This window comes from Paenibacillus sp. sgz302115 (assembly GCF_056120445.1).
This window is the reverse complement of sequence record NZ_JBVYOK010000009.1, coordinates 212,086-226,567: the sequence shown is the minus strand read 5'-3', so window position 1 is coordinate 226,567 and position 14,482 is coordinate 212,086. Positions and strand designations below refer to the sequence as shown.

Sequence of the window (14,482 nt, the reverse complement as noted above, 5' to 3'; positions counted from 1 at the left end):
CTATGATTGGCTGGTTCACTTGCCGGTGATGGATTGTATGTATTGCTCCATTTGTTTCTTATGGTGTTTGTCATGCGGAATAAAGTCTCTCAGATACCCCCGGAAACTGAATTTCTTGCGGTCCCCGTCCAAATGGATTTTCGCGAATTCTTCCTCGCCCGATGGCACAATGACATCTAGAATCTTCTTCCGGTACTGCACAAATTGCTGGATGGCCGTCTGTTTGTTCAGAGGCTTTGCGTATTCAATAGCCCGGGCGTTGAACTCATTGAAGTTCTGATGTGTTACTGTCAGCGGCTGACCTTCCTTCACTTTGGCGAATGCCTCTTCGTAGAAGTATTTGTCCCACAGCATGATGTGGCAGAGCATCTCTTTTAATGACCATTTGCCAGCCTCGATAGGCGCTTCCCAGTGTGCATCTGCAAGGGCATCCAGCGATTCAATGTAAGGAATGAAAGACTGGTATTCCAATTCTAATTGTTCTTTTGTTTTTGCTGCCATAACGTCTCCTCCAGTTCAAATATAAATCCAGAATATAGTACTTACTATACCTGATTTAACTTGACTACAGCCTGTCAGGTTACAATTGAAGCGGCTTAGCAAAACAGGAACAGCTCCGGATGCAGCCAGTTGCTATAATGAAATCACCGATCGGGGAAAGGCTGGGTGGCTGCTTGAACTACAGTAAGGATATCGAACGCTCTATTGAATATATAGAGAACAATATTAAAAAAAATCTGACAGCCGAGGACATTGCGGCGGAGGCCGGGTACTCGCTGTATCATTTTTGCCGGGTGTTCAGTCTGTGCAAGGACATGCCGGTGATGGAGTATGTGCGGAGCCGGAAGCTGTCTCTGGCAGCGGTCGAGCTGTTCAGCGGCAGGCGGATTATTGATATTGCGCTGGATTATGGCTTTGAGACGCAGAGCGGGTTCGCGAAGGCGTTCCGCAAAGCTTTTGGCTACAGTCCCTCCCAATATGCGGCGCGGATGGAAGGATTTCTGCGGGATAAGGATGAACCTATTTTAAAAATCGGAGGGTATATGATGGAACCTGTATTTGTAAAAAAACCGGGCTTCCGTGTTGCGGGCTACGGTATTCATACGAATGTGGCGGAAGGACTATTTACGAAGGATATCGCTTCTTTCTGGAGCAATTATGAAGGTGAAAATCTGGAATCGAAAATGTACGACATTCTGAATCCGCCCAAGCACGGAGAGGTTGGTTTATGTATTCCCGGCACTGTGAGCGGCAATGCCACTTATCTGCTGGGGGTGATTGTGGAGGACTTCAGCCGGATCACCGGAGACATGCTTACGGCGGCTGTGCCGGAGGCGGAATACGCGGTCTTCACCACACCGCCCGTGGATACTTCGGAGGGAAAAGGGCAAGAGGCGTTTGTGCAGGTGATCAAGAGCACCTGGAAGTATATTTTCGAGGAATGGTTCCTGGCCAGCGGCTATGACTATGATGAAGACAAGCTGGATTTTGAGTATTACGACGAGCGCTGCCATTCCCGGGTGGATACGGTGATGGAGATTTATGTTCCGGTTAGGGTGCGGGTGGGAAAATAGGGTTTAGAGGCAAAGGCTGTGCGGTGGATACCGTAACTGCGGGAATGTTTGGACTTTCGGCCGCTGTTGTCTCCGGATTTACTTGATTATATCCGCTTGCGGATTAAATCCGGAGACAGCTTATGCTTACGATGCTAGCTTTCCTACGGAAAGCTCTCAGGCGGACGCTGACGCTCCTACAGTTCCAAAATTCCCTCCGTTACTCTCACCTTCACAGCCTTTGCGCTGTTAATCCTATTTTCCCGGTCGCTGGGGGTAGCAACCGGGAAAAGGCCCGCAGCGCACATTTGTGTGCTGGCGGGCCTTGCCTGTAGAGCTCTCCAACTGCAGTGAGGCGAGCTCTACACAACTTGAAAATCTGCGCGGCAAAGGCTGTGAGGTGGATGCCGTAACTGCGGGAATGTTTGGACTTACGGCCGCTGTTGTCTCCGGATTTATTTGATTATATCCGCTTGCGGATTAAATCCGGAGACAGCTTATGCTTACGATGCTAGCTTTCCTACGGAAAGCTCTCAGGCGGACGCTATCGCTCCTACAGTTCCAAAATTCCCTCCGTTACTCTCACCTACACAGCCTTTGCCCTGTTATTCCAACCTCTACTACATAAACTTCCGCTGCACCTTTTTGCCGTCATAGGTAAAAAGGGCTTTTTTGTCTTCGACCACAGTTTGCAGGTGTACGGTACGGCCCCACAGGGCATAGATGTGCGGGAGCGTGCGCTCCAGGTATTTCAGGTCCAGCTCGATGCTCTCGTAGCGGTGCACGATCAGCAGCTCGCCGTTGCGCTCGTAGTCGGCGTCCTGAATGACAAGGTACGGCGAGCCGCCGTTGACCCGGGCGAGTACGAGCTGGTCGCGGACATTTTCCCAGGCCTTGTCGGTGATTTTCCATTCCGGGCCTTTCTTCTCGAAGACATACAGGTCCAGGTCATTGACCAATTCCTTCGACAGATAGCTGCGGATAAAAGAGATGTCAGAGTCCAGCTCACGCACCTCGAACATTTTGTCGCGGTCCCAGCGGCGTTCGATGTCCTCGAAGATTTTCAGCCCCAGATAATACGGATTCAGGCTCTGGCGGGAGGGCTGCACAACCGCGGAATTCAGCTTGGCATATTCGACCGTCTCCTCCGGTGTCAGATCCAGCTCACGCATGATCCGCTGATGCCAGAAGGAGGCCCAGCCTTCGTTCATGATCTTTGTCTCCATCTGCGGCCAGAAGTAGAGCATTTCGTCACGCAGCATGGTCATGATGTCGCGCTGCCAATCCTCCAGCGACGTGGAATATTGCTGGATGAACCAGACGATATCCTTCTCAGGCTCTGGCGGGAAGGCGCGTTTGCCTGCGGAATCCGGCTCCGGGGGAGCAGCATTGTCCTTATCCAGATTCCACAGCTCATCATAAGGATTCGCCGGACCAGAGCCGCCGGATGAGGCGTCCTTGCGCTCCTTCATCTTGGCTTCCAGCAGGTGGGTTTTGCCCAGCTTGCGCGGCTGGATCAGGCTGGGGTCGATGTGCTCCTGAACCGCCAGCACGGAGTCGATGAAGCTCTCTACGGCATCCGTGCCGTAGGTGACAGAATAGCCGGCGATCCGGTCCGCCGTGGCCGACATGCTCTCGACCATGTCGCGGTTGGACATCGAGAAGCGCATATTGTTCTTGAAAAAATCGCAGTGCGCCAGCACATGCGCCACGATCAGCTTGTTCTGGACAAGCGAGTTGCCGTCCAGCAGGAAGGCGTAGCAGGGGTTGGAGTTAATGACAAGCTCGTATATTTTGCTGAGTCCGAAATCATATTGCGACTTCATTTTATGAAACGTTTTTCCGAAGCTCCAGTGCCCGAACCGCGTAGGCATCCCGTAGGCACCAAAGGTATAAATAATATCGGCAGGGCATATTTCATAGCGCATCGGGTAAAAATCCAGCCCGAACCCGGAAGCAATCTCCGTAATCTCGGCAATCGCCCGCTCCAGTGCCCTAATCTCATCTCCGGGCATGATCTCATCTCCCCCTCCAGCTTGGCTGTATGCTGCAACCTATTCTGACAAGGCCGCAAAGGTTCCGCGACAACGCCCGGAACTGTTCTTTTTATGTATATGGGGAGGAGGAGAGGGGTATGACGTTCTGAAGAGTCTCTGGGGTGGCAGGATTTTGCTGAGAATATCTTGAAGTATGAAACTATCGTAAAGGATGAGGGAATTCAAAAACCAATCTATTGTACTTTCTGCAGCAGTCTAGCTTCAAATCAACCGGAAAACAGAAACTATTGCACTCTCTACATTAGATTTTTGTGAAAAGTTCATTTGGGGCCTGAAATACCAACAATCAATTGTACAAAATACAATAGAACGCCGTTGACCGTCTTTTAATGAGTATTCTATTGTACAAAGTGCAATCACGTTGAGAATGTATCAGTTAAATGAGGAAGCAGCGGCTTTATTACTTGTTTTTATCTTTGGGCTCAGCAAGCAACTGTGCAAACTCCTCTTCGTCGTCACTATAAGTAAAGATTCCATTTTTTCGATCTTCTTCAGCCTGTTGAAGCTGATGCAGCACATTCTTATCTTTGAAAAATTGAGGGGTTATTTTCAATTGCAAGCCACGAAGGGTGCGAATCTCAACCTTTAGTTCTTCGTTTGCAGTGTGAGACACGATCATGCCATCCCTAGATTGAAGCAGCTCTTTGGTCGCCTCTTTCGGGTCCTGAATGGCACGGATCAGTGCGACTTCATCAATAAACTTGGTGTTGCCTTCGGTATGAGAAGCAAGGATTTGCAGCTTGACGTATTGATCGGGATAAATCTTACGAACTTCTTCCCATTGCATGGCTGGCACCTCCAGTTCGGTTTGTCCTTTCATTGTATCAGATAATGGCTAATTAATAAGCTCTCCACAAACGATACCTTATCGTTTGTAGAGAGCCTTTTTTCGTAAGCGCCTTGGCGATAACAAACTCTGCCAATCCCTTATTTCCGTGCTGATGGCACCCGTTTAATTTTGCCAGTCGACAGTCACTGTTCCTACGCCGCTGGTTGGTGACGTATACGTATGGTTGCTACCGCCCTCCCAGTTGACGGTGGTGCCGTTCGACTTGATGAACTTGAACTGCAGTGCCGTCCCTGCCGGTACGCTGACGTCGAAATACCATGTTGGATAGGATGCTTCAACTACGTTGTACATTGGGCCAATCGCACCAGAGGTGTTCCAGGCACCAAGCTCGGCTACATTGCCGACCAGGTATACACTTGTTCCAAGGGCTGTGGTGGCGTTGTTGACTTTAAAGCGCACGGTGACCTGATCGGCCGTCAGTACGTTGAAATTGCTGAAGGCATTGCTCTTCGTACTGGAAGATGTGGCTACCGATACATTCGTCTTGCCGGCAGCGACACTTGGGATTTTCACTTTAATCTGGGAGTCTTCCCAGCTCACAATGTTTGAACCGGTGACAGCCGTAGTGCCGAAATAAACCGTGCCCGCTGTGCTGCCGAAGCCGCGGCCGTCAATCGTTACGGTGTTGCCCGGTTTGCCCATTGTCGGTCCGACATTGGCAATGGTCGGCGATGTCTCTGCCGCCCCATATTGCCAAACAGCTGTTCCTCCGGCCGCAAGCGTGAAATTGGTGACGGAGCCGCTGCTGCCAACGGTAATTGAATTGCCGTTTAACAGGCCGCCCAGCACATCCGAATAGGTGCCCGCAGGCAGCGACGATAACAGGTTCGAAATCGGATAAGGGGTGGACGTGTTGCGGTTGATGGCAACGAGGGCCACGCTTTTGCCGAATTTCCGTTCATAAATGTAGACGTCGTCATTGACCCAGCGCTGTGTGGTCGTTCCGTAAGCGATAGCGGGATTGGACTTGCGCAGCGGGGCCAAGGCTTTAATCAGCTTGTAAGCTGTTGTGTTGGTGTTAAACCCTGTCATCATGGCCCGGTTATTCGGATCACCAACGCCGGTCATGTATTGTTCGGTACCATAGTAGATGGCCGGTACTCCGCGGGATGTCAGTGTGAGCGCCAGTGCTTGTTCGGTTGGCCGCGTGCTGGAACCTGCCACCTGGAAGCGGTCCATATCATGATTGTCGATAAAGGTTACCATATTATTAATATAATTATAGCTGGATGCGGTAGAGGCTAACACGGAGTTGAGATCGTTCATAGTTTCCGATTTGTCCTTGAATACTTCCCGAACCTCCTGAGCGTATGCGAAGTCAAGCAGGTTCATACCACTGTTGTTGGCAAAATTGACATTGTCCGTACTGGTTTCGTCAGTGCCAAGGAACCATTCGCCGAAGGTGAACACCGGATGACTGCCGCTATAGATGGAGGAGACATAGCTTTTTTGCCAGCCGAATGGCATATGCTTCACCGCATCAAATCTGATGCCGTCTACACCGAGGCCAAGCCAGAGGTCTATGGCTTCCTTGAAATAGTTGTCAATCGTGCTGTTATTTTGATTGATGTCCGCCAGATCATAGAGGTTTCTGTAAATGCCGTCTTCAATGGTGGAAAAATCCGTGCCGCCGTTGTGATGGAACAAACCGCTGGAGTCGCTTCCATAAGCTCCGAGCAACGTGCCGTTATTATACAGCTTGCCATTCTCGGCAAAGCTTGCGTTCGTGGACGAAGCCGGGCTGGTATGGTTTGGAGCAAAGTCGATAATGACCTTGATGTTATTCGCATGCGCCGTGGAGATCAGGTTTTGAAAATCGGTGAAGCTCCCGAAGGCGGCATTGGTTTTTTTGAAATCCCGGGGCCAATAACCATGATAAGCTGTGTTGTTAACACCGGAATAGTTAATGACAGAGGTGATGTTCTCCACAGGCTGAGAAATCCAAATTGCCGTAACTCCCATACCAGTCAGGTAGCCGTCATTGATTTTGTTGATGATTCCCTGCCAGTCTCCCCCAAAATACAGCTTTAAATTGGAACGATCGCTGCTAAATGCAGAACCTGTCGGATTGTTAGACGAATTGCCGTCTGAGAACCGGTCGGTTACAATTTGATAAACAACGTCCGTACTGTAATCAAGTTTGTTATCAACGCTTGTATCCGGGGAAGCCCATGCGGGCAATGCGGCACCCAGTACCATGCTCATTGAAAGCGATAGGGTCGTCAAAAGCTTTGAATACGATTTCATAATTCAACTCTCCTTTCAAATGTTCCGCCTTTAATCATCGGATCGGTCCTGCTCTGCCTCTAGAAAAGCGGGTGCGCAACCGCTTGGAGCCGGCAGGTATAGCCAATAACCACTTACCACTTACTTTCTTCTTCTTCAGCATCTGCCTGTTTCACGGTGAACTGTATGCAAATAATGACAGGAAACCGGTTTCCTCACCAAAATACCACTCTATCAGGATCAAGTCAATGACTAAAATGGGATTATTTATAAAAAATACATTTTTATATATTGGAGAACCGTGAGTACAATCTATTCCAGAAGGAAATATCTAAAGTTAATTTGGTAAAACAAGAACTCAGTCTTGATGGTCAGCAGGCTGAAGTATACGTAGTTCTGGACATTTCCGGTTCTATGCGGGATTATTTTGAGGATGGAATCTTCCAATTCATTGGTATAGGGTATCAAGGATTTGATTACCTGAAAAAGCTGGATGATTTGCAAAATCGCGTTCTGGACAATGCTGGATTCTTTGCGGCATACGATGTTGAAGGACAAGATGATACCGTAATGTACCGTAAAATGATTAAAGAATTTGCTGCATGGATTCCGCAAGCCCGGGCAAAGGGATTCATCGTCTAGTACTGGTGAAGTGCAATTTGAGGGGAGACTCTTGAATCGCACTTCTTTTTTAGGGCAGGTTCAACTCCTTATGCATTACCTCAAATGCTTCTGTTAAAAAATCCATGGTATGCTTAGGCAGCAGCGACTCATAAGGTTTTACGTTTTTATACAGTTCTTCGTTCTTTACCCCGTCATTGAAAAACAGATGATTTAATGGAGCATCTAAAGCTAATTCTTGCAACTGTTGCTGTACGATAGGATGATCTGGCTTAAGATCGTTTACGATGGCTCGATGGACAAGCAATAACAAATTGTATACTTGTCCATCCAAGTATTTTTGCTTAGAGATATCCTCCGGGAATACCTTCTCAATAATATCTGTAGAGACATACTTTTGGAGCAGCTTTTTCTGAGCCTCCTCAACACGCATGGAATTCATAAGCAGCATAAGTATTTCTGTGTTTAATTCATTTATTTGATCTTGTTCAGTTAACAATTTTATTCGTTCAATTAATGCTAAAGAACAATCAATGGCTTCTCTCCTCTGTTTTAGTGATTGTTCTTGAACTCTAATTATTTCGTCAAAAGAATATTGCGGATTTTCCAGACAGACTTTAATTTCATTTAATGAAAGACCCAGACTTTGCAACAATTGGATTTCATGCAGCCTTTTAAAATCCTCATTTACATATATATAATGATCATTTTCATTTTTTTGTGAGGGCACTAATATTCCAAGCTGCCGATAATGTCGTAATGTACGAACCGTTGTGTCCGCCAGCTTTGCAAATTTGCTCACCGTCAATTTCATCTAATTTCCCTCTCTCTTCAAAAAAATCACTTCTTGTATTTTCTAGCCAGAATAATTCCGATAGCAGTATTATAAATCGTATGGGCAAGTATTGGTGGAATTAACGACCCGGTATAATAAAAGAGTAATGCAAAAATTAAACCATTTACAAACACACCTATAAGGATACCCGTGGCACTTTTATATTGGGGAACATGTATTATCCAAAATAGAAAAGTGCTTATTAGAATGACGAGCCAATCTACTATCAAAGAGTATCCAGTAAATAATCCTATTAGGACACCTCTAAAAAAGAATTCTTCAAAGACACCGCCACCTATTGCAGCTACAGCTATTCCACTTGGTCTGATCATTACTTTTTTAATAATATCTGATCCCTCGGTTTTAGGGAGTTCCGTTCTTGTTTTGGTGAATATCACCAGAACAATAGTAGTTATAAAAAAACTAGAAACAAGACCAATTATGATTGCGGATAAAATACTAATTTCGTTTGGTATAAATAAGGAAGCTATAAATGGCAGCATTTCTCCCCGCTTAAATATTCCAATAATAACTAATCCGATAAAAAGAAATGATGAGAGTGGCAACGACGCTTTCAACAGCATTTTATACTGTTCCTTTGCATGGATTTCAGTCATAATTATAAACTCCTTTTAACTAACTTTTTATTCATTGTAGATTGTGACGTAGCGTCCCCCGCAACAGCTTTTTCAAATGTACTGGTACACACAAAATGGTAAAAAAAGAGCCGTCAACCCGGTAAAATGTTTGTACCCTACAAACCAACCGGAAGTTGACGACTCTATGAAAAAATTCTAACCTCTGCACATCAATACACAAACCTCCGCTGCGCCCAGTAGCTGAACAGAAAGATCGAGACCTCAGTCAGCAGCTTGGCGGCGGCGAGCGGGATAATGAGCTTTTCATTGTAGAAATAGAGCAGCCCGTAGTTGAACAGTAGTACCAGGATCACCAGCGCAAAGTATTTGGGCAGCGACTGCTGGATCTTGGAGGTTTTTCCGCCCGTGAATACATATCTCCGGTTCATCGAATAGTTGAAGATGGAGCTGCACAATCTTGCGGCTGCTACGGACAGGAACAGGTTGCCGGTGAGGCTCTGGAACAGGAACAGCAGCGCGAAGTCGAGCAGGGCTGACACCAGAGAAGATGTGCTGAACATGAGAATCGGCAGATAAATCCGGAAAGAATCGGCCAGCGGCCGGAAATGAGATGATTTGTTATGGTCCAGATACACCGTATCAATGTATTCCTCTGTTATGGTATAGCCCTCTCTATGGGCGGTCAGCAGCATGTTCATCTCATATTCGAAACGATTGCCGGGAATCTGGCACAGCCAATCGAGCATGGAGAGGGGGAAGCCGCGCAGCCCGGTCTGCGTATCATAGATTTTGGTGCCTGTAGTGAGGGCGAAGACCGCCCGGGTGACGGAGTTCCCGAAACGGCTGCGCAGGGGGATAGTCCCGCTGAAACGGCGGCTGCCGAGCACAATCCCGGGGGAAGTCTGGTTCTGGAGCACCCCGACAATTCGTTTGATATCATGGGGAAGATGCTGCCCGTCACTATCCGCGCAGACCACAGGGCCAGACAATCCGGCCTTCTGGATGTACCGGAACCCTGTTTTCAAGGCGTGCCCTTTTCCGAGGTTGACGGAATGTGTCAGGACCGTACAGCCGAACGCCTCAGCCATCTCGAAAATTCTGCGGTAAGCCGGTCCGCTTCCATCATCTACGAGTACGATAGGTTCAAGCTTGTACTTTTGCAGCTCTACAATCAAATCCAGCAGCCGCTCATCCGGTTCATAGGCAGGAATAAGTATAGTCATGTGTGTGGTCACTCCTTGATATAAAGTATGTCGCTGACGCCCCGCTCCTGGTTCTTGCCCTGCGGGTTATTCACGACCCGTCCCATGAAGTACATGGTGGAGGAACCGCCGCCGTCCAGATTGTAGGCTTCCGTGGCTCCGAGGTCTTTCATGAGATCTGCCAGCTCGGCAAGAGTCATTCCGCGGCTGTACCCTTCCTTGCGTCCGTCAACTACGACGAATACATAATGGTTCGGTGCAATCATGCCAATCGCGGTGCGGGGATTTGCATTTTGAATGGAGCGGTTGCCGAAATTGGTGTCAATCTGCACATTGCTGAAATCACTGGTGATCTTGCCGTCCTGAATCAGAATCGGTCCGAAGGAGAGGGTATTGGTGACCCCTTGTGCCAGCAGCTCGGAGGAAGAACCTTCATCTTCGTTATAGGTCTGCATCGTTCCGTCATTGAACAGTGCCATCGCATCCCGCACGGGATCATCCCGGTACACGGTACCGTTTCGGATTATGACTCCATCGTCACGGAAGCCGTAGTAATCGCCATTGATGGCAAAAATCGCATTGTTCCCGGAAGCAATCACCGACGTATCCTCCACAATATTCGTGCCGAAGCTGTTGTCGGCAAATGCGGAGCGCAGGCTGCTGGCGTTCTTCAGGACCACATCCGCGACAAAATAAGTGATCTGGTCTGAACCGATCCCGGTCTGCACCTTGTCAATCCCGATCTGAATATCGTCGCTGCTGTAGTTCCAGTCATCCGAAGTCGCATTAACCTTGGCGGCTGTTGCGGCTGAATCGCTTGAGCTGCCGGCTGCGGCTGTATCATCCGCTACGACGACTTCGACATGCTCAATCAGGTAGCGGTCCGCCAGACTATATATCACTGCGCCGATACCGAGGAGGACCACGATAACCACAGTCCACAGCTTTTGTCTAAAGCTCAGTCTTTTTTTCTTGTCTTTCTTCATCATTGAAGCATCACCTCATCACATAAGTTCTTAAGGAGCATGATACGCGGGATACCTTTAGTGAAACTGAAATGGGAACGAATCATTGAACAAGCTTTTAATGCTGCACAGTCAAGATAAAGCTTGGTATACTTTAAAAAGTGTATTTTAGAGTCCAGGGAGGTTATTTCATGCCACAGCGTGTGCTGCTGATAGAAGATGATGAAGCGATAAGCGAGATGGTGCGTTCCTATTTGGTAAAAGAGGGGTATGAGGTTGAGACGGCGTTTGACGGAGAGGCTGCGGAAAAGCTGTTTCGCCGCGGCGGCGCCTACGATCTAGTTCTGCTGGACCTGATGCTCCCGAAACGGAGCGGGACGGATGTGCTGCAGACAATACGGAGCGGGAGCCTGGTGCCTGTGCTGATCATGTCGGCCAAGGACAGTGATGTGGACAAGGCGCTGGGCCTCGGCTTTGGCGCGGATGATTATATAACGAAGCCGTTCTCGATGATCGAGCTGGCGGCACGGGTGAAGGCGGCGATCCGCCGGGCCGGATATGCCGCAGCGGGCAGCAAAGACCAGGAGGCGGCTTCCGCCCGGGAGACAGCCAACGTTATTTCGCTGCGCGGCCTTACAGTGGACCTCGATAATTTCTCGGTGCTCAAGAACGGGGAGGAGGTCAAGCTGACCGCGAAGGAATTCCATATCCTGCGGCTGTTCGCAGGCAGCCCCGGCCGTGTGTATACTAAAGCGCAGATTTACAGCATCGTCTGGGAAGACGATTATTACGGAGACGAGAATGTCATTAATGTACATATGCGCAGATTGCGCGAAAAAATTGAGGATGACCCCTCGAAGCCTGAGTACATCAAAACATTATGGGGCATCGGCTACAAGCTGGGGGATGTGCTGGAATGACTGCTATTTTCATTGCGGTGGTTGCTCTGCTCCTGCTAGTGATCCTGTGGCAATACCTGCGTTTGCGGGAGCATTCGCGCCGGCTCGAATATGTTCATACCAAGCTGGAGAGCATTATGGACCGGGGCTCGCATGAAAGGCTGCTACTATTCAATAGCGATCCCCATCTGCAACAACTGCTTACCGATCTGAACCGGCTGCTGGATTTTAACCACAAGGGAGCGGTAGAGCTGGCCCGGCTGGAAAAGTCGATGCGGAGCATGCTGGCGAATATCTCCCATGATCTCAAGACCCCCCTGACGGTGGTGCTCGGCTATATTGAAACGATTCTCCATGATGAGTCAATAACGGAGGAGGAGCGGGAACGCATTCTGTGGACGATTCACGGGAAGGCGGGAGAAGTGATCGGGCTGATGAACCGCTTTTTTGATCTGGCCAAGCTGGAGTCGGGGGATAAGGAAATCGCGCTCTCACGGGTGGAGCTGGGCGAGGTCTGCCGGAGGAATATTTTGTCCTTTTACGATATTCTAAGCGCCAAGGGCAGCGAGGTGGAGATTGAGATCCCGGATGAGGCGATGTACATCATGGGCAATGAGGAGGCGCTGGACCGGGTGCTGTCCAATCTGCTGTCCAACGCGATCAAGTACGGGGATGCCGGCAAGGTGCTTGGACTTAAGCTGTATAGCACAGGGGGACAAGTGTGCATAGAGGTGTGGGACCGGGGTAAGGGGATTACTGAAGGCCATCAGGACAAGGTTTTCGAGCGGCTCTATACTCTGGAGGATTCGCGCAACCGGGACTATCAGGGCAGCGGCCTGGGTCTGACCATCACCAAAAGACTGACTGAGCAGATGAACGGTACTATTACCCTGACCAGCAAACCGTATGTCAAAACGGCATTTACGCTGTCTTTTCGCAGGCTGACCTTCTAAACTTCACAGCTTAAGATTTTCGTAAGATTCAGGTAATAAAAAAGAAAATTCCGCTGTGTACAATAAGAACCAAGAAGACAAACGAAGAAGCCAAAGGAGATAACGGAAATGACCACTATACTGCGGACGCGCGATTTAACGAAAGTATATCAGGGCAAAGAAGCTGTGAAGAACGTGAATATGAATATTAAGCAGGGTGAAATTTACGGGTTCCTGGGACCGAACGGCGCGGGCAAAACCACGGTAATGAAAATGATCACCAATCTGGTGAAGCCGACAGCGGGCGAGATTGAATTTTTCGGCGAGAAAATGACGGATCAGTCCTACGAAATGCTGAAACGCATGGGCTGCATTATTGAATATCCGGTGTTCTATGACAAGCTGACGGCCAGAGAGAATCTGAAGCTGCACGGTGAGTATATGGGCTATTACGATGCCAAGGCGATGGAAGAAGCGCTGGAGCTGGTGAAGCTTACAGGCGTAGACAAAAAAGCAGTCAAGCAGTTCTCCCTGGGGATGAAGCAGCGGCTGGGCATTGCCCGGGCGGTGATGACGAAGCCGGAGCTGCTCATTCTGGATGAGCCGATCAACGGGCTGGACCCGCTTGGAATTAAGGAGCTGCGCGAGGTGTTCCGCATGCTGAGCCGGGAATACGGAATGACGCTGCTAATCTCCAGTCACATTCTGGGCGAGGTCGAGCAGATCGCTGACACGATTGGCGTCATCCGCGAAGGGATTCTTGTTGAGGAAGTGACAATGGAGACGATCCGAAGCCAAAACACGCAATATATCGAGCTGATTAGCAGTGAATGCAATAAGGTTGTATATATCCTGGAGCATAAGCTGGGGTTATCCAACTTCAAAGTGCTGGACCCCCGCACAATACGGATTTACGATGGTGTGCAACAGCTTGAGCTGAACAAGGCACTGGCCGAAGCGAATGTGGAGCTGGAAAGCCTGAGCAAGAAGTATCACTCGCTGGAAGATCATTTTATGGAACTGATGGGGGGTGAAGGCATTGCTTAAGCTGATTCAACTGGAAATCCGCAAGAACAAGCTGACAGGCATGCTCAAAGGCGTGGTGATTGCCAATGTAGTGATTCTTGCCTTTCTGCTGCTGATGACTTACGTTGACACGGGTGAAGGCGGTGGTGAATTCAAGTCTTATGCAGAGATGTTCGAAGCCGTCTATGTTTTTGTCAAAGCGACCTTTCTGGTGTTTGCTTCGGTAATGCTGGGCAAGCTGGTGATTGAAGAGTATAAGAACAATACCATTACCTTACTCTTCATGTATCCTATCGCCCGCAAAAAGCTCATGGCTGCCAAAATCATTATCGTGTACGTGTTCACTTTTATCAGTATTTTGGTCTCGGATATTGTGCTTAACGCTGTCCTGATCGGTATTAATTCGTTCACCCATGCGATCCCGGGACAGCTGGACTTGACTGCGATTCTTTCAGAGATGGTCCGGATAGGCGCTGAAGCGGTATATGCGGCAGGGGTGGGATTGATTCCTTTATACATCGGGATGCGCAAAAAATCCGTACCGGCGACCATCGTCACTGCAGTGCTGCTTGTCAGCCTGATTGCCTCCAGCTTCGGCAATGACAATTTCAGGCTGGGCGATCTGGTAGGAGTTTCGATCTCTCTGGGGCTGCTTGGCGCAGGCATTGCCTACCTGTCGATCCGTAACATAGAGCATAAAGATATTGCATAATGGGG

General features: G+C 48.9%; 14 protein-coding genes. 6 read left to right on the top strand and 8 right to left on the bottom strand.

Annotated elements, in window-relative coordinates; translation table 11 throughout:
• Positions 1 to 15 precede the first annotated feature (15 nt).
• Positions 16 to 501, bottom strand: a complete 486-nt coding sequence (locus AC0LWN_RS18525; protein WP_474667849.1) for a DinB family protein — start codon at positions 499 to 501, stop codon at positions 16 to 18.
• Between the two features lie 173 nt (positions 502 to 674).
• Here AC0LWN_RS18525 and AC0LWN_RS18520 point away from each other — a divergent pair, with 173 nt between their 5' ends.
• Positions 675 to 1,574: an AraC family transcriptional regulator gene (locus tag AC0LWN_RS18520; RefSeq protein WP_474667847.1), complete on the top strand. Its 900-nt coding sequence runs from the start codon at positions 675 to 677 to the stop codon at positions 1,572 to 1,574.
• 599 nt (positions 1,575 to 2,173) lie between these two features.
• Here AC0LWN_RS18520 and AC0LWN_RS18515 read toward each other — a convergent pair.
• The 3 genes from AC0LWN_RS18515 to AC0LWN_RS18505 form a co-directional block, all read right to left on the bottom strand.
• The gene (locus AC0LWN_RS18515) at positions 2,174 to 3,568 is read right to left on the bottom strand and encodes a SpoVR family protein (RefSeq protein WP_474667845.1); all 1,395 of its coding nucleotides are present in this window, start codon (positions 3,566 to 3,568) and stop codon (positions 2,174 to 2,176) included.
• Between the two features lie 442 nt (positions 3,569 to 4,010).
• A complete protein-coding gene (locus AC0LWN_RS18510; protein ID WP_474667843.1) occupies positions 4,011 to 4,397 on the bottom strand; it encodes a hypothetical protein in 387 nt (128 codons plus the stop codon).
• Between the two features lie 165 nt (positions 4,398 to 4,562).
• On the bottom strand, positions 4,563 to 6,707 hold the full coding sequence (locus tag AC0LWN_RS18505; protein WP_474667841.1) for an alpha-amylase family glycosyl hydrolase: 2,145 nt from the start codon (positions 6,705 to 6,707) through the stop codon (positions 4,563 to 4,565).
• Between the two features lie 321 nt (positions 6,708 to 7,028).
• Here AC0LWN_RS18505 and AC0LWN_RS18500 point away from each other — a divergent pair, with 321 nt between their 5' ends.
• A complete protein-coding gene (locus AC0LWN_RS18500; RefSeq protein WP_474667839.1) occupies positions 7,029 to 7,328 on the top strand; it encodes a VWA domain-containing protein in 300 nt (99 codons plus the stop codon).
• Between the two features lie 49 nt (positions 7,329 to 7,377).
• On the opposite strand, the gene AC0LWN_RS18495 is transcribed toward AC0LWN_RS18500, so the two are convergent.
• From AC0LWN_RS18495 to AC0LWN_RS18480, 4 genes are all read right to left on the bottom strand, one after another.
• On the bottom strand, positions 7,378 to 8,121 hold the full coding sequence (locus AC0LWN_RS18495) for a MerR family transcriptional regulator (RefSeq protein ID WP_474667837.1): 744 nt from the start codon (positions 8,119 to 8,121) through the stop codon (positions 7,378 to 7,380).
• 26 nt (positions 8,122 to 8,147) lie between these two features.
• The gene (locus AC0LWN_RS18490) at positions 8,148 to 8,759 is read right to left on the bottom strand and encodes a CPBP family intramembrane glutamic endopeptidase (protein WP_474667835.1); all 612 of its coding nucleotides are present in this window, start codon (positions 8,757 to 8,759) and stop codon (positions 8,148 to 8,150) included.
• Between the two features lie 191 nt (positions 8,760 to 8,950).
• Positions 8,951 to 9,964, bottom strand: coding sequence for a GtrA family protein (locus AC0LWN_RS18485; RefSeq protein ID WP_474667833.1), 1,014 nt, complete (start codon positions 9,962 to 9,964; stop codon positions 8,951 to 8,953).
• Between the two features lie 8 nt (positions 9,965 to 9,972).
• Positions 9,973 to 10,932: a phosphodiester glycosidase family protein gene (locus AC0LWN_RS18480; protein ID WP_474667831.1), complete on the bottom strand. Its 960-nt coding sequence runs from the start codon at positions 10,930 to 10,932 to the stop codon at positions 9,973 to 9,975.
• A gap of 167 nt (positions 10,933 to 11,099) precedes the next feature.
• On the opposite strand from AC0LWN_RS18480, the gene AC0LWN_RS18475 reads away from it, so the two are divergent.
• The 4 genes from AC0LWN_RS18475 (at position 11,100) to AC0LWN_RS18460 (ending at position 14,477) form a co-directional block, all read left to right on the top strand.
• Positions 11,100 to 11,828, top strand: a complete 729-nt coding sequence (locus AC0LWN_RS18475; RefSeq protein ID WP_474667829.1) for a response regulator transcription factor — start codon at positions 11,100 to 11,102, stop codon at positions 11,826 to 11,828.
• On the top strand, positions 11,825 to 12,760 hold the full coding sequence (locus AC0LWN_RS18470; protein WP_474667827.1) for a sensor histidine kinase: 936 nt from the start codon (positions 11,825 to 11,827) through the stop codon (positions 12,758 to 12,760). Before AC0LWN_RS18475 ends, AC0LWN_RS18470 begins: the two co-directional genes overlap by 4 nt.
• Positions 12,761 to 12,868: 108 nt before the next feature.
• Positions 12,869 to 13,786 carry an ABC transporter ATP-binding protein gene (locus AC0LWN_RS18465; protein ID WP_474667825.1) on the top strand — a complete coding sequence of 306 codons (918 nt, stop codon included), beginning with the start codon at positions 12,869 to 12,871 and terminating at the stop codon, positions 13,784 to 13,786.
• Positions 13,779 to 14,477, top strand: coding sequence for an ABC transporter permease (locus AC0LWN_RS18460; RefSeq protein ID WP_474667823.1), 699 nt, complete (start codon positions 13,779 to 13,781; stop codon positions 14,475 to 14,477). Before AC0LWN_RS18465 ends, AC0LWN_RS18460 begins: the two co-directional genes overlap by 8 nt.
• Positions 14,478 to 14,482 lie beyond the last annotated feature (5 nt).